The sequence below is a fragment of the Zhongshania aliphaticivorans genome (assembly GCF_902705855.1).
GTDB classification, from domain to species: domain Bacteria; phylum Pseudomonadota; class Gammaproteobacteria; order Pseudomonadales; family Spongiibacteraceae; genus Spongiibacter; species Spongiibacter aliphaticivorans_B.
Genome location: NZ_CACSIJ010000015.1, coordinates 164521 through 189510 on the forward strand (window position 1 = coordinate 164521; position 24990 = coordinate 189510).

Here is a 24990-nt window from a genome sequence, read left to right on the forward strand (position 1 = left end):
AGGCGCTTTAATAAAATTTATTTGGTGACGTTCAACATAAATTCAGCGACTTCACGGCGTAAATCAGGTGATAAATGCCCCTGTGGTGGCATCGCTGGGTAATCTGTTCTTACCTTATGCGGTGCGGCAATATAGTCAGCAATCCCCTGCGGGTCATTGCGATACAAAGCCTGCACCGTTAGTGTTGGCGGGCCAATCATGCGCATATTGTAGGCGTGGCAGCCAGCACATATACCTTGGTAAAGTAATTTAGTGCGATTCTCTGTTGTCACAACTTCATTCGGAGCGCCACCCGGAATACGCATAGTTGTGATATCTGCCGTGTCTTTGCGCTCGCACTCGCTCCACTTTTTTACACCGAAGCTGGTGTAACGTTCACGATTAATAATGCAGTTATCTGGCTCTTGGGCAGAACCCAAGTTAGCGAGAATGTCTGGGCCGCTGCGACTAAACTGAGTCAGCATCAACGCCTTTACGTCCGCCACCGGATCGGCGCCGTTATCAAACATTAAGTTGTCTAGGAACACCATGCGATCTGGATTGGGCTCTGACTCTGGATCGCTAGAAATATCCGTAATAAACGCCAAATCAGTCACGACGATACCGGCGGTTTTATTACCTGACACAATATTGCCTTCCACCACCACGTCATCCGCAGCCATGACTACAATGCCAATACCTGCCGGAACCTTTGAAACAATGGAGCCAGGCGCACCAAAATTCGCAGTGTTGTTATTCACTACAAAGTTATTACGCAGGATGACATCAAAGGTGGTTTTGATCGGTAGGCCTGGGGTAATAAACACCAATAAACCCGCGGTATTATCGTGGGCATAGTTGTTCTCGACCAAGGCGTGACGGGTGTTTTCAATTTCGATACCGGCGACGTTATCGAAGACTTCGTTATGACGAACATCGACGTTGTCACACATGCCAACATAGATCGCTGCGTCTTCTATACCGCTTAATACGTTGTATTCAATGAGGCCATTTTTACCAAACTGGGGGAAGATTCCGTACACGCCGGTGTCGATGACTCGGTTGTAGCGAATCACAAAATTATTGCCGGCCTGCCCCATAATGGCATTGCCTTTATAGTGGGTGATGGTTAACCACTCCACGGTAAAATCATTACCGGAATACAAGATGGCATCATTGCGCTTGCCCTCGCCTTCCATCACCGGCCATTCGCCATCCTGAACAACACCGCGAATAGTAATGCCGTCTTTATCGACATACACACTTTCTTTATAAGTGCCGGGATAAACCAAAATGACATCACCCGTCTCGGCTTTATTCACCGCGCCCTGAATAGATTCGCCGTCTTTTACCGAGATTTCAGCCGCCATCAAACTCGGCGCGGCCACTAATAGGCTAAGCCACAACAGCCCTAGGGGGATTATTTTTGTCATTGTTGCGCTCCTTTATGTCCAGAGTCTGGATGGTTAATGCGTCAATATTTGGGTCGCCACCGGCGTTAAGCCAGAGGGCACTTTTGCCGGTAGAACCGGCATAAAACTTTGATCAGTTAAGGTCTTTAAAAATGCGACTAATAAATCTAATTCATGATCCGTCAGATCCGGCTCCCAGATATGCCAGTGCAAACTCAAATGCTCGCCCTTTGGCACAGCATGACCACGTCCGCCGGTATAAAACGCGACGGTTTCTCGCAGGGTTTTAAAACGGCCGGAATGCATATACGGCGCCGTTAATTCTATATTCCTCAGGGTCGGCACTCTAAAGCCACCGCGCTGCGAGGCGTCGCCGGTAATGGCTTGTACTCCAGGGTCTAAGGCCGCGCCCTCCGGCTCTGGCGTACCAATCACCGCAATTTGCTGATTGGTAAATGCCGGCGGGGTATGACATTCCGCACAGCGGGCCACAAAGGATCGAAATACATTCATGCCCTCAATTTCTGGCTGGGTAAGTACCTCGTGAAAGCCATTAGCGTATAAATCGTAGCGGCTACCTAAAGACACCAGCGATGATTGGAACGCCGCCAAGGCGGTGTAAACCTGCCCTAAGCTCAGCGGCTCATCATTAAAGGCCTGTTTAAATAATTCCTCATAATTGGCATTGTCTTGCAAACTTTTAAGCAGTTGGGCTGGGGTATTTGCCATTTCTTCTTGAGAAAATAGTGGCCCCTTCATTTGCTCTTCTAAAGACTTCGCCCGCGCATCCCAAAATAATTCTCGCAAAAAACCCACATTCCACAGCGTGGGCGCCGAACGATGCATGGCCTCACCGTGGCGACCAACACTGCCCGCCAAGCCATCAGTAAAACCCCGCGCAGGTTGATGACAGGATGAACAAGCCATATCCCCATCTACCGACAGCAGGGGATCAAAAAACAATAGACGACCAAGATCGATTTGCTGGGCAGTAAAGCCCTCTCGCAATGGCGGCATGCCCGTTTTTAAGCCGCCAACACCAGACTCCTGCAAGGAGGCGTAGCCACTGTAAAAACTTTGTAAATAACAGCCACCGTCGCGCGAATGGAATCCTGCAGGACAAATATCACTCAAGCGCCATTCAGCATCGGCAGCCAGCGGCAACGCCATTCCAATTACCCACAACAGCAGTGGGCGTAATCGTCGCTGCATCGTTAATCTGCCAAAGATTGGATATAGGCAATCACGTCTTTAGCGATTTCGTCGTCTGGTAGCGTCTTGCCCATCATGCCCATTTGATATCCGTAACGATCTGACTCATCCGCGCCACGAAGCCCGTCGCGGAAGTGGTTAAACTGTTTCAGTAAATACCAGTCCTCGACGCCGGCCAAGGCTGGCGCTTGAAGCTTCTCATTACCTTCGGCGGCGGGGCCATGGCAAGCACCGCACAAATTCGAGTAATAATCAGCACCTCGTTTAACATTCCCTTCCAGCGTTTTAGCTGCGGGCTTGGCTTTAAAACTAGCGATATGGCCAACAACCGCTTTAACAGCATTGTCGTCGGGCAAGGTTTTTGCGATCACCTGCATTTGTGCGCCGTAGCCATCTTTAGGGTCGTTACCACGTAGGCCACTTCTAAAGCCAAGTAGCTGGCGCTCTAAATACCAATCTTGCTGATTGACCAGTGACGGCGCATTTAAGGCCGCATTGCCCTCGCCCTCAGCACCATGACAAGCAGCGCAAGCTGCATACAGCGCTTTGCCGTCTGCCGCCGTCGAATGCTGCAAAGCCTGTAGTGCTTCTGCGGCCGCTTTTTCGCTACTCACATCTGGCGCGTTATCATTACTACACGCCACCAGCATTACACTTAGCAATAGCACCAATCGTTTCATTCTGACGATCCTTTTTCTGTTCTGTTTAATCAAAATTCTAGACCCAAAATCACCGCAACGGCGCCTTGCTCATCTAAGTATCTTAAACGCGAGACACCCGTAATGGCAGGTTATGTTTTTGTAACCTATCGAACAAAAGCACATTAAGCAATATATTAAAAATGGCAGATTACCGGAATTTTACGAATTTTGACGTCATTATTATTGTTGTTCGACTCATTTACCGCAAACACATTATTTGCACCAAAAGTGTCATTAGCTCATTGAATAGCGAATTTATTATGTTGTCAATGACAACACCAATCTTGTGCACGGCCTTGTTAATTTTTGACAGCTGATCATCGCGACGCCACAGAAAATACGAACTTCCGAGACATACCTATAATAGCGCATGCCGCCAACACCTCCCTCCTCGCACCAAAATCAAGGCAAAAAAAACGGCACCAAAAATGTGCCGTTTCTATAAAAACCGATATTAAGTCATAATTAATATCAGGGGTTTTCAGTATAAAGTACAAACTCACCACTGCCGCTATACGACTTAACCCGCCAGCGATATGTACCCGCACTTCCATTGTAAGTAATCGTCTCATCGGCGCTCAGAGATTCGCCCGCCGCCACTACCGACCAGCTTTGGAAAAGGAAGCCGCCGAATTTTTCCAAATACAAATCGAAATCGACACCGTCTGGCCCCTCCAAGAAGCCACGGAACTGACCGCCGCTGCTGCTAAATCCAGCGCTGTTAGGCGTATATTGCTGGGCATTCGCGCCGCTCAAGGTGCCGCTGGTCTGCTCACACTCAGGACAAGGACCACTGCCCGGCAATGTGACCTTCACAGTATTTACGTTCACTGTTTTCTGACCTGTCGTATCTGTTACCGACAACGCCACAGTGTACGTTCCCGAGCTATCAAACTCATGGCTCAGCGTCACACCACTTGCAGAGTCACCATCACCAAAGTCCCATTGATAGCTTGCAATACCGTTATCATCACGCGAATTAGAACCGTCAAAACTGCAGATCAAATCTGCGCAACTGTAGGTAAACGCCGCGCTGGGTGGAAAATCACTTGGCGTTCCGCCATTGGACTCCGACACCTGCAGCAGCAAATTTGGTGATCCTGTACCAATACTACTTAATTTACCCTCCACCCCTTCACTTACAAGCTGCGCGGCCACCGTAGCGGGACTAGCCGCAGGATTTTGACCCAAGATTAATGCGGCTGCGCCGGCGACATGCGGAGATGCCATCGATGTGCCGTTAAGCACGGCGGTATCACTATTGCTCTGATACCACGCTGAAGTAATTCCCGAACCGGGTGCAAAAATATCGACACAAGCACCTTTATTTGAATACGACGCGCGACTGTCGTTTGAGCTTATAGCCCCCACGGTAATAGCTTCCCCAACGCGGTTTGGCGAGCCTGAACACGCATCAATATTGTCGTTGCCCGCAGCCACCACAAACGTAACACCGGCCGAAATCGCGGCGCGAACTGCCTGATCTAAAGCCGTACTAGCGCTACCACCTAGGCTTATATTGGCGACAGCAGGTTTTATGTGATTGCCCGCCAGCCAATCAATACCGGCGATAACTGCAGAATTACTGCCTGACCCGCCACAGCCCAATACTCGAACCGGATGCACAGTCGCCGCTTTTGCCACACCCCATTTACTGCCCGCCGCAGTACCAGCTACGTGGGTACCGTGGCCATTGCAGTCATCTACGTTGGCAGGATCAACACTGCCAAATAAAAAACCACTCGACACAAAATTTCGGCCGTTACCGACTCGCCCGCTAAATTCTTGATGACTGGTACGTAAGCCGGTATCGACAACATATATATGCACGCCACTGCCGTCGCTGCCGTACTGATAGCTGCCATCTAAGGGCAGGTTAGGCTGGTCGATTCTGTCTAGCCCCCACGTTGCGCCAGTTTGTGTAGCCGCAATGGCGACCGTGCGGTCTTGCTCAACCAATGATACCAAGGGGTTTTGCGCCAGTAGCGCCGCTGCCTCAGGGCTAAGTTCTGCAACAAAACCGCGTAATACATGCTCAAAACTACCTAGCAAGACACCGCCGACATTGCCAAGCAGATCGTTGATCACATCTCCCAGTGGCAAAAGAGATAACAGTGGTATCTCTAATTTATTGAGCAAAACAATATATTGCCCTTCTATCGGCTCGCCGACGCTAAGGGCGTCAGACACCGAACTCTCTATAGCCGTGACTTGCAGGTCGTCGTTATCTATCGCTTCGGCAACGCCGCCGCCACTTCCACCACCACATGCTGACAAGGTCGCCAACATCACACCACCGAGCAACATCCGCCCACGCATCGCTAACACCATACCTTCGCCACCTTTAAATAATGTCGTTATCTTATTTTCGATTTTTAAATTCTGCCTAAAATGCAGCCAGCCGCTATTAAAGCCCATCACCGCGACTTCCAAACATAAGGGAAAATGCGCAAACAAATAGTCATCAAAACCTACCAACCATTTCTCTATTTTTATGTTTTAGCTACCAACGAGCATAGTGGTCCTCGGCAAAACCCCAGCAATTTTCGATAGCAATTAGCTCATCGGCCACGCGAATTTGCCCCTCAAGCACACCGAAGTGCTGCGTAAAATTAGAGGCTATAAGCAACGCATTAATTTTCTCTTTGCGCCGCCCCATGGGAGTAAATTGCAAATCGACAATGCCATCGGCAGATTGCATACGCCACGCGCTGTCGGGTCGGTAGCGATCAAACTGAAAATTCACCATATCTATTTTTATAAGCTTGCCGTCCAACCACAGCGCATTCTCAGTAAAACCAGTCTCATTCACGCCGGCAGCAAGGTTTAGCCCCAATCGACGGCCATCACCCAAGGTGGCCGACATACTTCCCCAGTTCCAAAAAGTTTCGCCACGCATATAGCCCGCCGTCCAGTCGACGGAGGCCAGCGCCTTGATCCCGCGCAAGTCATAACTTTTGCCAGCCCATGCAACACTGCCCTCACAGAACATGGCTGCGGTTTTACGGGTGTACACCCAGCCCTGATATCCGGCACGGCTGCATATTGCCAGCGGCGCCGCGCTGGACTCGTCAATATCTGCGCTAATCTGCACGCCGGATTGCAGCGACACCCTAAGCTGCCGACGCCCGCTTTTTACCTCGATTGAAATCGTATTCTTACCACTACGAAAATACGCCGCGCCATCATCTGGCCGCTGGTCTATTACGGTGTTACGAGCAAATGGCTGCAGAAAACTATACTCATCAAAGGCCTTTGTTTGCGGATCATATAAATAGACAAAAGCATTACTCACCAACTTCAAATCGACAATCGCCACACCCACAATGAGCTGTGGGCTAACTAGGGCGACAAATTGAAATTGATTAAATTTAAAGCGCTTAGCAAGGCCGCCTAATTTACGATCCATTGGTGAGCGCAGGTCATAGTCCAAATAATTGATCTGCGCCACGCCCTGCTCAAATAGACCAAACGTCGGCTGGCCGTCTGGGCCAATTAAGGTCGCTTTGTGATCCATATCACTGCTCTCATTATTTCAACCTTTGCACGCTAATTATTTTGCCCTGTGGTGGCGCCGTCTCCGGCACCAACTTCTGACTATAACCGCACATAGGCCTACACATTGGTAAACAAGTGTTCGCATTCTGTGACAACACAAAGACGGGGTCAAACGATCAAAACCAAAGATGTGACCCAACAAACATTGCGACACACATTACCCTAAGGCACACTTAGTCGCGTTTTGCTGCGCCAAGCGCTGCGCAAATTCATTCGTATAGCGGTAGAGAAAGCATGACTGACACCACACCAGCCGCCAGCCTTGACGATTTTATGCAAACCGATCACGACCGCCAATGCTACGCCCCTGCGGTGTTAGTGAGTGCAAACTTCAACAACTTTCAGTTTGAACCTGCACTTTACGACCAGCATTCGGTGTACTGCCCTCCAGCAATGGTTAAAGCCAGTCGCAAGCGCCAAGCTGAGTATTTCGCCGGACGTTATTTAGCCGCCAAGGCAATGGCAAGCCACGACATACACAACGTCAAACTCATTGCCGATGCCAACCGTTGCCCGCTGTGGCCAAGTACGCTAGTGGGAAGCATTACCCACACCAATAACTACGCAGCCTGTATTACCGCCAATAAAGCTGACATTTCCGCCATTGGTATCGACGCCCAAGACATTCTGAATGAGGAACGAGCGGAACGCCTGCAATCGCGGATTATCGACAGCGCTGAAGCGCGCTTAATTTCCCAAAATAATCTTTCGCCAGCATTGGGCCTAAGCCTGTGTTTTTCTGCCAAAGAGGCCATTTACAAAGCACTTTACCCCCGCATACAGCAATATTTTGGTTTTAACGCCGCAAAACTACACAGTATCGACACCGCGGCCAACACATTTAGCTTTCGTTTCGACCCCGCTTTGTGGGTACTACACAATGATAGAAACCTGCTGACACTTCGCTACCAGATCAACGAGCAACGGGTCCAAACCTGCTTAATATTGCCCGCTATGCAAAAATAAGCGCGCAATTGCCCATTATGGCCAATCAGAGTACGAAGAACGTGAAAAACAGTTGAACAATCGTGGCGATCCCTTACTCTAAGCCCCAATAGTTTTTACTTCAGATTTTCAGCGACGAACCGCGCAGCGTAAACACTATTCAGCGCGGCCTTGTCACCACTCCAATGTTAGGAAAGTAGCTTGCCACTTTTAAAATCCGTAGACAGTAAATCCTCTGCAGCATCCGTCGCTTTTCGCCTGAAAGGAGGCTTATTCCCCCTCACACTATTAGAAATTGCACATTATAATTGCGCGGAATTTGAGCAGCAGCTACAAAGCAAAGCCGCCGAGGCCCCGGTCTTTTTCCAACAAACGCCGGTCGTACTCAGTTTTGAAGAATTTAATGGCGATATTGGCGCGTTGCCACTAAGCGAGCTAGTCGCGATCTGTAAGTCCCACGGCCTACTGCCGGTGGCCTTACGTAATAGCAATACCGCGCTGCAGGCCCAAGCCAAACTTCTTGATTTAGCTATTATGCCCGTTGGCCGAGTAAAAGCCGCGCCAGAAGAGCAAGCTCCGGTAGCAGAAGAAGCCCCGCAAACAGCAGTACCGGTCACAGAGCAGCCCGCCGAGTTTAGCCATAGCCCCAGCCGCATTGTGACCACGCCGATTCGCTCAGGCCAGCAAGTTTACGCCCCTGGCGGCGACCTCATTATCATGGCCTCGGTATCTGCGGGTGCTGAAGTCCTCGCCGACGGCAATATCCATATCTACGGCGCACTGCGCGGTCGTGCACTAGCCGGCGTTCGCGGCGACACCTCAGCCCGTATTTTTTGCCAGAGTTTAGAGGCCGAGCTGGTTTCTATCGCTGGAAACTTTAAAGTAGATGAAGACCTTCGCAACAACCATTGGAAAGCCGCTGTTCAGGCAAGCCTCGACGAGCAAACTCTCTACATTACACCGCTCGTCTAAAGCAGACTGAACCACATTCATTAACACGCACCACGACCAAAAAAGGATTAGAGCCTTGGCCAAAATAATTGTAGTCACCTCAGGAAAAGGCGGTGTGGGTAAAACCACTACCAGCGCCGCCATTAGTAGCGGCATCGCCATGCGCGGCCATAAAACCGTCGTTATCGATTTTGATATTGGCTTGCGTAACCTAGACATCATCATGAACTGCGAACGCCGTGTGGTGTATGACTTTGTTAACGTCATTAATGGTGAAGCCAATCTTCGTCAGGCCTTAATTAAAGATAAGCGCGCAGAGAATCTCTATATTTTACCGGCCTCACAAACCCGTGATAAAGATGCACTCACCGTAGAGGGTGTAGAACGCATTTTAAATGAACTAGCTGCCGATGGTTTTGAGTACATTATTTGTGACTCACCCGCCGGCATTGAACACGGCGCCTTTATGGCAATGTACTTTGCGGACTTGGCCATTGTGGTTGCCAACCCAGAGGTGTCTTCGGTACGCGATTCTGACCGCATACTGGGCATACTCCAAAGCAAATCACGCCGCGCTGAAAAAGGCGAACGAGTTGAAGAATGCTTGCTGCTTACGCGTTACAACCCCGAGCGCGTTGCCAAAGGTGAAATGCTCGGCGTGACCGACGTGGAAGAAATTCTTGCCACTAAACTGCTTGGCGTTATCCCTGAGTCAGAAACGGTACTCAAGGCGTCTAACCAAGGTATTCCGGTCATTCACGACACCGAAAGCCCAGCAGGCCAAGCCTACTCCGACGCAGTTAGTCGCCTGCTAGGCGAAGAAGTTGAGCACCGGTTTATGAGCGTAGAGCAGAAAGGACTGTTTCAACGCCTGTTTCGGAGGAGCGCATGAGCATCTTCGATTATTTCCGCACTGCTAAAAAAGACACCGCATCGATTGCAAAAGAACGCCTGCAAATTATTGTGGCTCACGAACGCAATCAACGAAACAAACCAGACTATTTGCCGAAGCTACAGCAAGAATTATTAGAAGTTATTCGGAAATACGTTGACGTCGATCAGGATCAAGTTGAAGTTCAGCTCGACAATAACGGTAACTGCTCAGTACTAGAACTGAATATCACCCTACCCGAGCGCGCCTAATCTGGTATAGGCCGAAGACAGTGTCTTCGGCCTTTTTCATTGCACTCAAATCTAGGTATCACTTCTCAATAGGCCAGTCGCGCATTGCGTCGATTTCCGGTGGATTATTCTCCAACACAAATCGCATCGACTCTGCCAACACGCGCTGACGTGTGCTTTCTCGTGACAAAAAGTGGTCGGCACCATCAATTTCTATAAATTCATAGGGCTTTTTAGCTGAGCGTAATTTCTTCGCCATGCGTTCACTTTGCACTATCTCTACAACGGTATCGTCGCTGCCGTGAATTAACATAATGGGCGCGTCGGCACGCTTCGCCAACACATAGGGTGAAATTTCGTCCAGACTGTCATCACCCGTCCCCGTTACACCCATAAATTCTCTCCAATAGCGCAATGAATTACGCTTCCTATCAAATTCTTTATCACGTAAAAATAAGCTTAGATCTGTCACCGGCGCAATCGCCACTGCGCAGCGGTAAATACCCTGCTGAACCGTCACTCCTGCCAGCGCCGCATAGCCACCGTAACTGCCGCCCACAATACATGCTCGATTAGGGTCAATCACGCCCTCTGCCGCCAAGGCGGCTAGGCCGTCTGAAAGGTCGGTTTGCATTTTACGTCCCCACTCACCGAAACCTGCATTGCGGAATTTGTTTCCGTAACCTTTCGAGCCTCTAAAGTTAGGTTGCAAAACAGCGTATCCACGGCTTGCAAAGGCCTGCGCCAACCAATCAAACTGAGGGTAGTCTCGCGCTTCTGGGCCACCGTGGGGCAACACCACTAACGGTAAATTCTTGGCGCCACGGTGTGGCGGCAGGGTCAACACTGCGGGAATATCCAAGCCATCAGCAGCCTTGTAATGCCACATTTTCACCGGCCCGATTTGATCCGCTTTAATCCCAGGGTAGCGCCAACCAATTTCAACTGCGTCGCCAGAGGCGATATCAACCAGCCACCATGTACCGGCATCCGTTGCGCCATCGGTTCGTACAATCATACGGCCAAGGTCGTCTGTCATAGATTCAAAATGTACATTCAAATTAGGAAAGGCCTTGCGCGTCCCCCTGACCCTCGCTTCTAAATGGTCATCTATCATTTGCAATTGCGGCTGATCGCCGCTGACAACAAAACCGGCCAGCAAACCCGTCGCACCATTAAATATATATCGTTCAATCCCCAAATCAGGATACAACTCAAGCGGCTCAGCGCTGCCATCTAGTGGCATTTCCAGTAAGTGGCCAAGACCATTTTTGTCGTGGCTCACAAACAGTATTGTTCCCTCTGCTCTTCCCTGACCGATAACGCTATTTCTCCCAAATGGATCTTTAGATTTATATAGCCGGTCACCCCGCTTACCAGCGTATAGCTCCCAATCAGTACGCACATTATCGTGGGTTTCCCGTGCAATGATCTTAGGCCCGGCACCCACTGCCCAGCCACTGCCATCTTTACGCCCCGCGGCCAATAATTTCAATTTACGGGAATCTAGATCAATACAGCGTACCTCAATTTCAAAACCAGAGATCCACACAGAACCCGAGCGCATACTTGTCTTAAGCGGCAAAGTATTTACACACTGCAGCCACCCATCATCTGACTTGATCGGCATATACAAGCCAAATGCCGCGTTTAGCACCTTGCTAGATTTCGCCAAGGGCCAAAACACGTCTTTGGTTTTGGTATCGATAACGGCAATATTCTGAAATTCGTATTTATAACCGTAGACCATCCCCAAGTTCTGAGTGGAGCTAGTGATTAATATGACGTAGCGCTCCCCCGCCCAATACAGGTCTCGCGCTTTAATATCACCCAAACCAATTTTTAGCCTGAGGGTTTTTCCAGCTTCACCTACCACTAATAAACGTCGGTCATCCACTGATGCAACCATCGCCAACTGTTTGCCAGACTCCGAGAGAGCAGTGATATCAATTGTGGGTAAATGACCGTAACGGCGCAGGTCTGGCAGCTGATATGGCGCGGCGGTAACGGCGCCCCTGCTCGCGACCTCCTGAGCATAGGCCGCAAAGGATAAAAAGAATAACAAGCCAGCTAGTAAAAATTTATTTTTCATCATCCATGAATCTAAAAACACGCCCCAACACCTCTTCGCTACTCGAAAAACCGATGGCCATAAGCCAATATTCGAGGATACACTTTATGATCACGCAACCAAAGTTGATACTCAAATAACTCTTTGTGGGAGACGCCTTCGCGTAAGCACGACGACTACCTTGGGGAGAATTTTACGTTGCGATAATGGCAATATTACTACGCGGATAAACTTACCCCCATGACCTATGCCATGTCGATCAAAGATATCTTCAGCCTGCTAGCCGTCGCGCTCACTTTTATCGGTTTTGCGCCGTATATTCACGCCATTAATAAAGGGACGACGAGGCCCCATGTATTCTCCTGGATTATTTGGGGGCTAACGACGAGTGTGGTTTTCTTTGCTCAGCTAAGTGCCGAAGGCGGGCGTGGGGTGATTGCTATTGGCGTTTCTGGCGCGATTACCTTATATATTGCGGCACTTGCCTATCGCCATAAAGCAGATGTCACCATCACCAAAAGCGACTGGCTGTTTTTATTACTAGCGCTGTCGTCGCTACCAGCGTGGTATTTTGCAGCAGACCCCAGCATTGCCGTCATTATTCTCACCACGGTAGATTTACTCGGCTTTGGGCCTACCTTGCGCAAAGCGTATCTACACCCCTTTGAAGAAAATCTCAGCTTCTTCGCCCTTTTCACAGTGCGCAACGGCTTGGTGATTATCGCACTAAGCCACTACTCCCTCGCTACCGTGTTATTCCCACTTGCCGTTGGGATAAGCTGCCTATTATTGATAGTATTACTGCTGGTACGCCGACGTAGCGTAGCGACCACATAAGACATAGCCGTTGATCATTCGTTAATATCTGCTGTCCAACATTGCAATGTAAAATCCTAATCAAAGAGCCGTTTATGTATTCTCGTTTTATTCTCGCACTGATATTGATTCTGCCAACTCTCAGCTTCGCCGCCGACTGTGAAGACACCTACATTTTTAATGAAAAACTGCTCAGCACCGCCGTTACGCAACTCGTCAAAAATTATGGTAGCGACGCCACCAAACAAACCATTGCTAGCTGCGAAAGTGGGCCAGGAACACGCAGCATAAAGTTGAATGCCCACGAGCAAGACGAATACTTCACTTACTACCGTATGGTTAATTGCGTAATGGGAAATGCAGCCAGCGAAGTCAGTTGCGAAAGCAATGAAGGAAGACGCATTAAATATCGCGACACAACGATTGATACCGATAAAGCCACTGACGACAAAGAATTTAACGACAAACAAACTACAAACTATATAGCCGCATTGGACTGCTTTCATCAAGGCCTGCAGACTGGTACGGTTAAAGCTCGCAAATACAATCGCTTGCTAGACAGCACTTTAGATATTCCGCTGGCAGTCAATAGCGAAATAAACTCCATCAAAATTCTGCCTGGCTTTAAGCGTTATATCGTCAACGCCACGCCGGAGCGCTCACGGTTTAGTATTGAATTAGACAAGGAATACGGTTGCTTTATAGAGCCACTGAAGTAAGGTTTTAGTGTTGCCGCGCTAAATAGCGATCTAGCTGATTTGCAAAAGCCTGCTTGTCTGCCGAGCTATAAGCCGCTGCGCCGCCGCTATGTACCCCCGACGAGCGCATGGTATCCATAAAATCACGCATCATCAGCCTCCCTCGCACATTGTCGGCAGTCAGCAACTCTCCTCGTGGGCTCAGGGCCAACGCACCCTTCGCTATTACCTCTGCCGCCAAAGGAATGTCGCTGGTAATCACCAAATCACCCTGCATTGCCCTACGTACAATTTCATTATCTGCCACATCAAAACCACTGCTCACCTGTACCGCAGTGATATTCGGCAAGGGCGGCACACGCAACATTTGATTTGCGATGAGGGTCAACGTCACCTTGGTACGTGTTGCCGCCTTAAACAGAATTTCCCTTACCACCACCGGACACGCGTCCGCATCTACCCAAATCGTCACCGCCGCCCCACCATTCTCGCCACGCTTCAAACCTACATTGTATCTGTAAGGGATGCTAAATACTTAGCGCTACGCTCTAATCCCTCAATTCTCGCCCTAGGGAAAGTACGAATATCAGCCACCCCACCAACTCGCCTAGGATAAAGAGCTTAAAAGGAAAGTTGCGAGCGCATTCAAATGCAAAGAGTAAGTGCATGAACCACTTCATTGCGCGTTTAAAAAAGAAAAATGCACACAGTGAGTTGGTCGACGACCAACACAAAACATCACTTCGTCCCGACTTTAGTAAAATACAGTGGCTGCAAAAATCAATTTTACTCGCTTCCGCAATCATCATTATCGCTGGCAGTGTCTATATCGACCAAGTCAATAATCGCAACTTTAAAACCCACGCCCGCGACCTAACCGACAATGCCCTAAAAATTATTGCCGCGCGCCTTGAGGGAAATATATTAGGAAATTTACAAACCGCTAAAGCGATGGTATCTGCAATATATTCAAATCCCGCCCTTGACCAAGCAGGCTTTGAAAAATTTGCTAAACCATTATTCGATGGCAGCGCCCAACTAAGAAATATTAGCGCCACGCAAGACCTTACCCTGCAATATATGTACCCTATCGATGGCAATGAAAGTGCCATCGGCTTTGATTACCATAAACGCCCAGATCAATTAAAAGATCTACTCCGCGCCCGCCAAACTCAAGAAACCATTATTTCTGGTCCTTTTGAACTCATTCAAGGCGGCCAAGGTCTCATTGCCCGTATTCCGGTCACCCTAGACAGCCGAACGCAAGAAGCACCCGAATTGTGGGGAACCGTATCAGCGGTCATCGACTTACAACGCCTATATGAAGCCAGCGGCCTACTCAAAACCGAAGAAAATCTAAATATTGCCATTCGTAAAATTAGCGCAGACTCATCAAGCGTTTTCTTCGGCAATACAGATTCCTTTTCAAAAGCGCTCAACCCCGTCACAACTAAGATCGCCATGCCATCAGGCGAAGAATGGGAGCTTGCCGCCATCCCTCAACATGGCTGGCCAACGCTAGCCGGTAATGCCAGTACCATTCGACTCTACTTGTGTTTGGCTACGCTAATAATTTACTCAATGATTATTGTTATTTCACTGCAGATAAATCGTCGCCAACGCAATACGCTACTTCTGCAAAGCTTATTTGATTTATCCCCTATCGGCATTGCGCTCAGCGATTTTAATAGAGGTAATTTTCTTCAAGTAAATGACACCCTACTAGCAAGTACTGGATATACTCGCGATGAATTCACTGCCCTAAATTACTGGCAGCTAGGCGCAAGAAGCAGAGATGAAGCCGAGCAATATCAGCTGCGAGCTTTACAAAAAACGGGGCGCTACGGCCCCTATGAAAGAAACTATATACGTAAAGATGGCAATGAATTTCCGGTCAGGCTTAGTGGGTTATTAATCAAAGACGGATCCGGAAGGTCTTTCGTGTGGTCTATTATTGAAGATATTTCTGCGCAGAAAAAAACCGCAGAAATTATGCAGCGTCAACAATCACTTATGCGCTCAATGGGAGCTCAAGCACGCGTCGGTGCTTGGGAGTATATTGTTAATGCCGACAAAATGTACTGGTCAGAAATGACGAGAAAAATATTTAAGGTAAACGACAATTTCTCACCAACAAATGAAAGTATTAAGGAATTTTATTACACAAGCGATTCCCAACAGCGTCTCGACAAAGCCATTACAGAGGCAAAGGAAGACGGCGTCCCCTTCAGTGAAGAAATTAGAATCAGAACCGCCAATGGCCGGGAAACTTGGATACACATCACAGGGCAAGCTGAATTCCATAAAGACCGTTGCATTAGAGTTTATGGTTCAGTACAAGATATCGACAGCAGACGCAAAGTACGAGACGAGCTGATCGCCGCCAAGGAGACCGCCGAGGCTGCAGTGCATGCCAAAAGTGAATTTTTAGCCGTAATGAGCCATGAAATCCGCACGCCAATGAATGGGGTTTTAGGCATGCTAAATTTACTAGACGGCTCTCCGCTGAATGAGGATCAGAAAAAGAAAATACATATCGCCAAAACTAGCGCACAATCGCTGCTTAGTTTAATTAACGATATTCTCGATTTTTCTAAAGTCGACGCCGGAAAACTCGAGCTCGAAAATATTGTATTTAATATCCGAAAATTATTCGACGATATTGCTGCCAGCCAAGCTCTGTACGCCCACGAAAAAGGCCTTGAGCTAATTATTGACCAAACCGCGATCAAACAAACATGGGTGTCTGGCGACCCAGCTCGTCTACGCCAAATTGTGATCAATTTACTCGCAAATGCCATAAAATTTACGCTTAAAGGTAATATCATTCTGCGGGCAGGCTTACGCACCAGGAACGGGAAACTCATTTTAAGCTGCGCCATTACCGATACCGGCATTGGCATTCNAAACAGTGATATAAAACAGTTGTTTTCTCCTTTTACCCAAATCGACGCCAGCACCACTCGGAAATACGGTGGTTCAGGATTGGGCTTGTCTATATGTAAAAATCTGTGTGAACTTATGGGCGGAAACATTTCAGTTGCGAGCACTTATCAGGAAGGCAGCACATTCACTTTCACCGTTTGCCTACAAGATGCAAGCAGCCTTGACCACAAGGAGCAATTACTACCCAACGCCAGTAATCGACAGATCTTTATTGTTGATCAAAATGCAGAATTCAGAGCATCCCTTAGCCGTCAACTACAATTATGGGGGGCAAAAGTCGATACAATAATAGATCCCGAAAATCTCTTTAGTGAAACGCTCATTACCAAAATGGACTCGATTACGTCGAGCCTCATTATTTTTGACATTGGCCATCAAGACGCACAAGCCACAAACAATTTATGTAAGCGCCTTCGCCAACACAAAAGTTTTAACCAGTCCGTCATCGCCCTAACAAGCAACAATCACTTAACCACCAACGATAATTTAAATCTGAGTGACGTTAATGGCTTCTTCTTAAAACCACTATCTCACAGCGATATCACGTCTATACTTGCGTTGCAGACACGCGACACCGTCACGCAAAAAGAAAAGTCAAATAACATCATTAAACCTGAAGCTAACTCATACCCCACAGTCGAAAATACATTTAGCAAGTGCAAAGCTCTACTCGTTGAAGATAATCCTGTTAATCAAGAAGTGGGGCGCTGCACCCTAGATGAGATAGGGTTCAAAAACGACGTCGCTGCAAACGGGAAATTAGCATTGGAAATGCTAAAAGCCAATAACAGTGAGCAATACACTCTTATATTACTAGATTGCCAAATGCCGGAGATGGACGGCTACCAAGTGTGTAAAAGTATTAGAAATGGTCACGCCGGTGAAATTTATCGTAACATCCCCATCATTGCCTTAACCGCAAATGCGATGACGGGAGATAAAGAAAAATGTATTAGCGCCGGCATGAACGACTATCTTCCCAAACCGTTCACACCAACGGATTTAATTGCCAAGCTACAACACTGGCTACCACTTAAGCCAAACACAGTCGCTCAGACCGCTACAAAACCTATTGAAAATAGCAAGTCTGAAACTGAGACACCAATATGGATCAGCGCCAAAGCGCTAGAGAGCGCCATGGGGCGACCCGAGGTGCTCGAAAAATTACTCCAACTTTTCTGCGCACAAATAAACGAACAAGTTGACGCTCTAGATAAGGCCTTTATGACGTCGGATACTGTCGCTATCACGTCGATAGCCCACGCTGTAAAAGGCAGCTCGGGACAACTGCACGGCATGCAATTAAACCACTGCGCAAGAAATCTTGAACAAGCGGGAATTACCAACAACCAAATAGAAGTTAAAAAGCTTTATGGCGAGTTTAAGATTCATTGCCAAGATCTTAAAGATTGCTTTGAAAAGTACCTTACCAAGCGAGACAATATCGCAAACAACACTAAACTCGCCTAACAATCTCTCACCCATGCAGAGTCAATATTTGTTATCAACACCCTTTCAACGTCAATAAGTGATAAAAACCACTGCGACAATATGCCTCACGCCAAAATCTGATTTAACTGATAAATTCTCTGCGTTTTTCAACAAGGAGAAGAAATGTGCGACCATCATCAAAAGTAAAATATGGACTTATAGGAACTGCAGCCTTGTTTACTAGCGCAACTCAAGCCCATGTATCAGTTGTTTCTAGCACCGCCTATGCAAATAGCTACTATCAAGTCATTTTATCAATCCCGCACGGTTGTGATGGTGCCGACACCGAGCGAGTCGAGGTTGAAATTCCCTCTACAATGGTGTCTGTTAAGCCGCTTATCGATTTTAACAGCGCGAATATTCCTGTTGGTATTGAGGCTGAACAAGTCAACGGCGAAGTAAGTAAACTAATTTTTAATCGCGATAACGCCGCTGAAACGGATAACACCATTTATACAGTGAGCTTTCGAGGCAAGCTAAGTGATGCTCCATTTACCACCCAATATTTCCCTACCACCCAGTACTGTGTTGGCGGCGGTGTTGCGGCATGGACTGGCACCAATGGTGGCCATAATCATGACAGTAGCGCTGAAAGCACTGAGCTACCCGCACCATCAGTGTTTGTCTACCCAACTCGACACTTAGGCTGGAATCAATATACGGCGCCAGATCACCTTCACGATATGGGCATATTCAAAGATGCTGAAATTGTCTGGAAAGGCGGCGCAGGCTACAGCGCGAACCCAGTTACCATGGAGTTGATTGAGGCGGATGAAGACAGCTCAAGTCTGAGTGAAATTCATCCCGATGAAAGCTTTTGGGTGAAGTACTAATGTACCGCATATTACTTTCAGCCGTCATCACACTAGGGCTAATTGGCTGCGGCGGCTCCTCTGGTAAACCTGCTACTCGTCATGGTGGCGAAACACCGGAGCCAAGTATATTAAGCCAACTAGGCCTTTCGCCAAGCTCAGCTTCACTAGCTAAACCTACCGATGGACTAGCCTTGCTTCGTCCTCCAGCCAGCTAGGATTGAGCCAAATTTAATAGAACAAGCCCTCGTTTTACGCAGGCTTTATAGCCTGCTACCGAGACAGCCACTCCAAAAATGGGTGGCCAAAATGAATCGCCGCTATGGTCAGCACAAACCATAGCGCAGCAACAAATCCTCCCACCCTAAAGCAGTCACTACTATTACTAATTGCACTATATTCATAATCAAGCGTATTTACTCGTAATTGAAATTCATTACGGTGAATTGCATTCCCGTTTTTGACACTCTGATATTGCTCTAAGCTCTCAACAATATTACTCAATTCTGCGCTATCACCTACCGCCTTAGCAGCCGTCAAATCGCAAATTCGTTCGTGAAGACTAGACAGCCTACGTCGTATCATATCTTTGCGATGTTTAGGCCATACTACGGTAGCCCAATGAATAAGCCACTTACGTAAATTATCTCGTCGTATCGCATGGCTTAGCTCGTGTAACAATATCATACGCACCTGCTGCGCACTGAGGTCATTGAGCAGTCCTTGGGATAGATAAACAATGGGGCGCAAAAGCCCAGCACACCATGCAAGATGCTCCTTGCTATCAACTATGCGATATGAGGTAGAGCTTGTTACAGATAGCTGGCTCAAGGCAAGAAGTTGTCGCCGGCCACGAAATAATTGCGCGGCCATTAGAATAAAAATACCTGTTACAAATGTAATAGTAGCGGCGATAGTTACCACACCCTCAACGGTGTTGGTATGCATGTATAGAACATGAGGTTCACAAATTACATCATGACAATGATCGGCAATTAACGGAAATGCCAAGGCAGGCAATGATAGTATTACCAAGCTAATAGTCGCTGACGCTGGCGCAATGAGCCCGTAAATAAATGTGAATAGAGCGGCGTGATTGGTTTTTGCCTTGCTTGATGAGTAAACAAGAAAAGGGTAAGCCCCCGCAAGTATCCATGACAATAAAACCGCCATAATTGTCCAGGCAAAGAGCCCGTTCGCTAAAGAAATTAAAACATCAATCATCATTATCGGCAGGTACTTTTTGAATGGCATCTCTCATTTCAGTGGCGAATGACTCAGGTGCCTCTTGATCTATAAATGACATAAAACCAGAAATCATCGGCGCCATTTTACCATCGCCAATCTGCTCAGAGATCTCTCCTAACAATTGACTAATAATACCGCTCTGACTCACTACCGCATGATAAAGATAAAAACGTCCTGATTTTTCTCTCGCAATAAGCTGCTTTCTATTCAAGCGCTCCAACGTGCTTTGCATGGTGCTCAGGCTAATGTCGTCATGGCTGATCTCGCTCAGTACCGCTTGGGCAGAAAGCGGCGCGCCACGCCAGAGTATTTTCATCACCTCGAGCTCTCGCGCACCAAGTGTTGGGGGCTTTCGCCTTAAACCTCGCTGTTGCAGCAACCGACTAACGCCGTCGCGAATGTTTTTCATAAAGCCGATCCCTTATCGGTTTTTGAATAGGGCTGCAGAATACAGCATGGTTAGCTAACGGTCTGTTCTACGTGGCTTTTAATAATAAGGATTAGATAAAGAGATGAAAACATCAAATTGGCTTCTGCTGATGCTACTCAGCAATCAGGTACTTGCGGCAGAGGGCGATATTGAAACAGTCATCGTAGAGGGCAGACTAATTAACCTCGTCGGCGAGGCGGTATCGGCATCTGAGGGAATTGTAGGGCAAAAAGAAATTGCACTGCGACCTCTGCTACGTACTGGGGAAGTAATGGAATTAGTGCCTGGCATGGTCGTTACCCAGCACAGTGGCACCGGCAAAGCCAACCAGTACTTTTTGCGCGGCTTCAATTTAGACCATGGCTCAGACTTTGCCACCTCTATCGACGGCATGCCGGTCAATATGCGAACCCACGGTCACGGTCAGGGCTATACTGATCTCAACTTTCTCATCCCCGAAGCTATCTCACAACTCGCCTATAAAAAGGGCGCGTACTATGCGGACATAGGCGATTTCAGTGGCGCTGGCAGTGCCCAAATTACCACCGCAAACACCTTAGAACGCGGCCTTGTTGAGGCGACCTTCGGCGAAGACAACTACTCTCGACTGCTAGCAATGAACAGCGTGCAATCTAGCGCAGGCACAACACTCTTTGCACTTGAAGCGAATCGCTATGACGGGCCATGGTCAGATATTAAAGAAGACGTAGACAAGCTTAATCTATTGCTAAAGCAGACTGTGGCTTTGTCGGATGGCCAACTCAGCCTTGCGTTAATGGCCTATGATAATTCGTGGAACAGCGCCGACCAAATACCCTCAAGAGCTGTACAGCAAGGTATTATCGACGAATTGGGCTCTATCGACGACACCGTTGGAGGCCAATCCAGCCGCTATAGCGTGAATGTGAATTGGCAACAAGCAGGCTGGCAGGGCTCGGCCTACCTTATCGATTACGATTTAAACCTGTGGTCCAACTTCACCTATTTTTTGGATGACGAAGTGAATGGTGACCAATTTGAACAAGTAGATGATCGCCGCATTTATGGCGGACAACTTAGCTATATTGCAGCAAGTGAGCTAGCTGGACGAGCTATGACAAATCGCCTTGGCGTAGAATTGCGAGTCGACGACATCGACGAAGTCGGGCTTTACCATACCCAGGCGCGAAGCCGACTAGGAACAATACGCAGCGACCAAGTAGACGAACTCAGCGCCGGATTGTTTTGGGAAAACCGAGTAACGTGGAGTAGCCAGCTGCGTAGCGTTATTGGCGTTCGCTACGATTACTACGACTTTGAGGTCGATGATCGCGCAGGTATCAATACCAATGGCGTCAACCTCGCCCCGAATAGTGGTAGCGCAAATGACGACCTGTCGTCCGTAAAAGCAAGTTTGGTATATACCTTTAATGATGAATGGGAAGGTTATGTTTCTGCCGGCCAAGGATTTCATTCCAACGATGCGCGCGGTACCACCATTCAGATCGACCCCAGTGATGGCGGTGCGGTCAATTCGGTAGACCCCTTAGTGCGCTCGCTAGGTTATGAAGTGGGTGTTCGTGGTTTTATCAGTGACCGTATTAACACCTCTGTCGCTCTGTGGCGGCTAGAACTGGATAGCGAATTATTGTTCGTCGGCGATGCTGGCAACACTGAGGCGGCTCGAGGGTCTGAGCGCCAAGGTATAGAACTGACCAGCTACTACCACTTTTCTGAGCAATTCAGCCTTGATATTGAATACGCCTACACCGATACCCAATTTAGCGACTCCGCCCCAGAAGGAAATCATATTCCTGGCGCGATTGAGCATGTATTTCAAGCGGGCTTGAATGCGGACTTTAACAACGGCTGGTTCGGTAGTCTTAGGCTGCGGTATTTCGGCGAGCGACCTTTGGTTGAAGATGCCTCAGTAAAATCTGATCCCAGCGCTATTTGGAATTTACGAGTAGGTTACCGTGTCGCAGACTGGACCCTCAAAGCTGACGTATTAAATTTAAGCGACAGCAATGATCACGACATTGATTACTACTATGGTTCACGCTTAGCCAGTGAACCAACAACCATCGCCAGCGACGACACTCACTATCATGTCATTGAACCACGAACGGTTCGGCTATCTGTGGGCTATGCGTTTTAAATTCGCCAAGAAAATAGGAATGTGCATTGCGCAAAACCGTCTGCGTAGGTTTACTACGTCACTCTCGAATCTCAATAAAATGTAGCACATCTTGATTTTGTAGTGGCGTTGAAGGTTTATTACACGCATTGCAGTCTCCACAAGCACCGTTGGCATTGNGTGATTTTAATTGTTGAACAAGCCCCGTAAAGAGCTGATATTTTGCCAAGCGATGTAATATTTTGTCACAGCGATTAGGCGAGTAATAACGAACTGTTCGCCACAGGCTTATAACAGTCAGCGATCCGATGATAAAAAATTGCAGTATTGTAAATGCCATAAATCACCTCATCCAAACAGCAGTATGCCAATATGGTAGGCAGAGAAAGATGCGATATAAGCAAGCCCAAATAAATACACAATAGCAAAAGCCATTACTCGCCAAGAATTGGTTTCTTTGCGAATCACCACCAAGGTAGAGATACACTGGGGGGCAAAAACAAACCACGCCAGTAATGACAACGCAGTGGGTAAACTCCATTGTTGCGCGATTAGCTGACCAAGCTGTTGACTAACAGCCTCTTCAGTCCCCGACATGGCATACACCGTACCGAGCGCTGAAACCGCCACTTCCCGCGCTGCCATACCAGGAATTAAGGCGATTGAAATCTGCCAAGTAAAACCAATAGGCTCAAATATAAATGCGAGCAGCTGCCCTAGCTGACCGGCAAAACTGTAATTAATGACCGGGCCGCTAAATCCCTCCGGCGCCGCCGGGAACGTACAAAGTAACCAAAGCAATACCGTTAACGACAAAATAATACCGCCCACCCTGCGCAAAAATATTTGTGCTCGCTGCAGCAAGCCGATGGCGATGTCCCTAGGGTTGGGCAAACGATATGCCGGCAACTCCATCAATAGTGCGTGCTCATTTTTATCTCGGCGCACGGCTTTCATCACATAGGCAACCAACAAGGCACTGATAATTCCCGCAAAATACAGTGCAAATAGCACCAAGCCCTGCAAATTGAATAAGCCGGCAATCTGCTGCTGAGGAATAAAAGCAGCAATTAATAAGGTGTATACCGGCAACCTTGCCGAGCAGGTCATCAGCGGAGCAACCAGAATAGTTGTTAGGCGGTCTCTGGGATCTTGAATACTGCGCGTAGCCATAATACCAGGGATGGCACAGGCAAAACTTGATAACAATGGAATAAACGCGCGACCGGTGAGCCCTGCACGGAACATCAATTTATCGAGTAGATAAGCTGCCCTAGGGAGATACCCCGACTCTTCTAATAGTAAAATAAATAAAAACAAAATTAAGATTTGCGGCAAAAAAATCAAGACATTCCCTAAACCCGCAATAATGCCATCGTTAACAAGACTAAACAGTGCGGAATCTTTTGGAATAGATGCCGTAAGCAACTTGCCGACGGCTTCTATCACAAAGCTAATACCGTCCATCAACGGTGCTGCCCACGCGAACACCGCCTGAAACATAAAAAATAATACGCCTGCCAACACAAGCATACCGAGAACGGGGTGTAACAGCAGTGAATCTAACTGATCATCTAAATTGCGATGTTGCCGTGTATGGGTAACGCAGCGATCCAATATCGTTTGCACTCGTTGATAGCGCGCTTCTGGATCGGGGTAATCGAGTGGCGCACGTTACCCAAGCTTGTTGCTGTAACTGCTCACGCAATGCCATAGCACCTTGCTGTTGCACGGCAATGGTTTCAACTACGGGCATGCCCATCTCTTCAGACAGGCTAGCAATATCTATATGTAGACCTTGACGTCGCGCGCTGTCCATCATATTTACGGCGACAATCATCGGCAGGCCGAGAACCGTTAACTCTAGTGCAAACCGTAAATGCAAACGTAAATTAGTGGCGTCCACAACACAAATAATGGCTTCGGGCTGAGGCTCGCCTCGGTACTCCCCCCGCAACACATCTCGTGTTACAGCTTCGTCGGGGCTGGTGGAGTCGAGACTGTACGCCCCAGGCAGGTCAAGAATTTGTACGCTAGTCTGACTGTCGATAGGACACAGACCCTCTTTGCGCTCCACGGTCACACCCGCGTAGTTCGCAACTTTTTGCCTGCTACCCGTTAGTAAATTAAACAGCGCCGTTTTACCGCAATTGGGATTACCAACCAGCGCAATACGATGCATCTTTGGCTGTGCGCGGCTCATTTATTTTCCACCACCTGAATTCGCTGTGCTTCTTCTTTTCGCAATGCGAAACGAGTATTGCCGACCCGCACAACCAAGGGGTTTCCCCCCCAAAGGCCTTTAGCAATGACACGCACATTTGCACCCGCGACAAAACCAAGCTCGCGAATACGCAACGCGATGGGGTCGTCCGAGCTACTGTTTATAACAGCCTGCACGGTAGCGTGGCCGCCTTTAGGCAGTTCGGACAGGTTCATAACTCACTCAGATGGAAATGATAATTAGTCGCATTATACTCGC

Annotated in this window: 21 protein-coding genes; 9 read left to right on the plus strand and 12 right to left on the minus strand. The window is 48.1% G+C overall.

What is annotated here, in order from left to right; genetic code table 11:
• Positions 1–17 precede the first annotated feature (17 nt).
• From GVJ32_RS14865 to GVJ32_RS14885, 5 genes are all read right to left on the minus strand, one after another.
• A complete protein-coding gene (locus GVJ32_RS14865) occupies positions 18–1412 on the minus strand; it encodes a parallel beta-helix domain-containing protein (protein ID WP_159240871.1) in 1395 nt (464 codons plus the stop codon).
• Between the two features lie 33 nt (positions 1413–1445).
• Positions 1446–2603, minus strand: coding sequence for a cytochrome-c peroxidase (locus GVJ32_RS14870; protein WP_159240872.1), 1158 nt, complete (start codon positions 2601–2603; stop codon positions 1446–1448).
• Between the two features lie 2 nt (positions 2604–2605).
• Positions 2606–3283 carry a c-type cytochrome gene (locus GVJ32_RS14875; protein WP_159240873.1) on the minus strand — a complete coding sequence of 226 codons (678 nt, stop codon included), beginning with the start codon at positions 3281–3283 and terminating at the stop codon, positions 2606–2608.
• A 492-nt stretch (positions 3284–3775) separates the two neighbouring features.
• Positions 3776–5782 carry a S8 family serine peptidase gene (locus GVJ32_RS14880; protein WP_159240874.1) on the minus strand — a complete coding sequence of 669 codons (2007 nt, stop codon included), beginning with the start codon at positions 5780–5782 and terminating at the stop codon, positions 3776–3778.
• A gap of 25 nt (positions 5783–5807) precedes the next feature.
• On the minus strand, positions 5808–6821 hold the full coding sequence (locus GVJ32_RS14885) for a DUF2804 domain-containing protein (RefSeq protein ID WP_159240875.1): 1014 nt from the start codon (positions 6819–6821) through the stop codon (positions 5808–5810).
• Positions 6822–7096: 275 nt separating this feature from the next.
• Here GVJ32_RS14885 and GVJ32_RS14890 point away from each other — a divergent pair, with 275 nt between their 5' ends.
• The 4 genes from GVJ32_RS14890 (at position 7097) to minE (ending at position 9901) form a co-directional block, all read left to right on the plus strand.
• Entirely contained in the window at positions 7097–7828 is a 732-nt protein-coding gene (locus GVJ32_RS14890; protein WP_159240876.1) for a 4'-phosphopantetheinyl transferase family protein, read from the plus strand.
• Positions 7829–8008: 180 nt separating this feature from the next.
• Positions 8009–8779, plus strand: coding sequence for a septum site-determining protein MinC (minC, locus tag GVJ32_RS14895; protein WP_159240877.1), 771 nt, complete (start codon positions 8009–8011; stop codon positions 8777–8779).
• Positions 8780–8834: 55 nt separating this feature from the next.
• Complete coding sequence (minD, locus tag GVJ32_RS14900) at positions 8835–9650, plus strand: septum site-determining protein MinD (protein WP_159240878.1); 816 nt, start codon at positions 8835–8837, stop codon at positions 9648–9650.
• A complete protein-coding gene (gene minE, locus GVJ32_RS14905) occupies positions 9647–9901 on the plus strand; it encodes a cell division topological specificity factor MinE (RefSeq protein WP_159240879.1) in 255 nt (84 codons plus the stop codon). The genes minD and minE overlap by 4 nt, the downstream gene beginning before the upstream one ends.
• 58 nt (positions 9902–9959) lie before the next feature.
• On the opposite strand, the gene GVJ32_RS14910 is transcribed toward minE, so the two are convergent.
• Positions 9960–11993 carry an alpha/beta hydrolase family protein gene (locus GVJ32_RS14910; RefSeq protein ID WP_159240880.1) on the minus strand — a complete coding sequence of 678 codons (2034 nt, stop codon included), beginning with the start codon at positions 11991–11993 and terminating at the stop codon, positions 9960–9962.
• Between the two features lie 210 nt (positions 11994–12203).
• Here GVJ32_RS14910 and GVJ32_RS14915 point away from each other — a divergent pair, with 210 nt between their 5' ends.
• A complete protein-coding gene (locus GVJ32_RS14915) occupies positions 12204–12788 on the plus strand; it encodes a hypothetical protein (protein WP_159240881.1) in 585 nt (194 codons plus the stop codon).
• 74 nt (positions 12789–12862) lie between these two features.
• Positions 12863–13486: a hypothetical protein gene (locus tag GVJ32_RS14920; RefSeq protein WP_159240882.1), complete on the plus strand. Its 624-nt coding sequence runs from the start codon at positions 12863–12865 to the stop codon at positions 13484–13486.
• 4 nt (positions 13487–13490) lie between these two features.
• Here GVJ32_RS14920 and GVJ32_RS14925 read toward each other — a convergent pair whose 3' ends face one another.
• On the minus strand, positions 13491–13937 hold the full coding sequence (locus GVJ32_RS14925) for a YaiI/YqxD family protein (protein WP_159240883.1): 447 nt from the start codon (positions 13935–13937) through the stop codon (positions 13491–13493).
• Positions 13938–14545: 608 nt separating this feature from the next.
• Here GVJ32_RS14925 and GVJ32_RS14930 point away from each other — a divergent pair.
• Both GVJ32_RS14930 and GVJ32_RS14935 read left to right on the plus strand, forming a co-directional pair.
• Positions 14546–17881, plus strand: coding sequence for a response regulator (locus tag GVJ32_RS14930; protein WP_435808091.1), 3336 nt, complete (start codon positions 14546–14548; stop codon positions 17879–17881).
• A gap of 146 nt (positions 17882–18027) precedes the next feature.
• On the plus strand, positions 18028–18735 hold the full coding sequence (locus GVJ32_RS14935) for a YcnI family protein (protein WP_159240885.1): 708 nt from the start codon (positions 18028–18030) through the stop codon (positions 18733–18735).
• Positions 18736–18987: 252 nt separating this feature from the next.
• On the opposite strand, the gene GVJ32_RS14940 is transcribed toward GVJ32_RS14935, so the two are convergent.
• Positions 18988–19887 (minus strand): M48 family metalloprotease, encoded by a 900-nt coding sequence (locus GVJ32_RS14940; RefSeq protein ID WP_159240886.1) that lies wholly within the window; start codon positions 19885–19887, stop codon positions 18988–18990.
• Positions 19888–19930: 43 nt separating this feature from the next.
• A complete protein-coding gene (locus tag GVJ32_RS14945) occupies positions 19931–20371 on the minus strand; it encodes a BlaI/MecI/CopY family transcriptional regulator (RefSeq protein WP_159240887.1) in 441 nt (146 codons plus the stop codon).
• Between the two features lie 103 nt (positions 20372–20474).
• Here GVJ32_RS14945 and GVJ32_RS14950 point away from each other — a divergent pair, with 103 nt between their 5' ends.
• A complete protein-coding gene (locus GVJ32_RS14950; protein ID WP_159240888.1) occupies positions 20475–22529 on the plus strand; it encodes a TonB-dependent receptor in 2055 nt (684 codons plus the stop codon).
• Positions 22530–22856: 327 nt separating this feature from the next.
• Here GVJ32_RS14950 and feoB read toward each other — a convergent pair whose 3' ends face one another.
• Genes feoB through GVJ32_RS14960 form a run of 3 tightly spaced genes read right to left on the minus strand, consistent with a single transcriptional unit; the run spans position 22857 to position 24947 of the window.
• A complete protein-coding gene (gene feoB, locus GVJ32_RS14955; RefSeq protein ID WP_200841438.1) occupies positions 22857–24137 on the minus strand; it encodes a ferrous iron transporter B in 1281 nt (426 codons plus the stop codon).
• Positions 24079–24711: a FeoB small GTPase domain-containing protein gene (locus tag GVJ32_RS18255; protein WP_200841439.1), complete on the minus strand. Its 633-nt coding sequence runs from the start codon at positions 24709–24711 to the stop codon at positions 24079–24081. Before GVJ32_RS18255 ends, feoB begins: the two co-directional genes overlap by 59 nt.
• Positions 24708–24947 carry a FeoA family protein gene (locus GVJ32_RS14960; RefSeq protein ID WP_159240889.1) on the minus strand — a complete coding sequence of 80 codons (240 nt, stop codon included), beginning with the start codon at positions 24945–24947 and terminating at the stop codon, positions 24708–24710. Before GVJ32_RS14960 ends, GVJ32_RS18255 begins: the two co-directional genes overlap by 4 nt.
• Between the last annotated feature and the right edge of the window lie 43 nt (positions 24948–24990).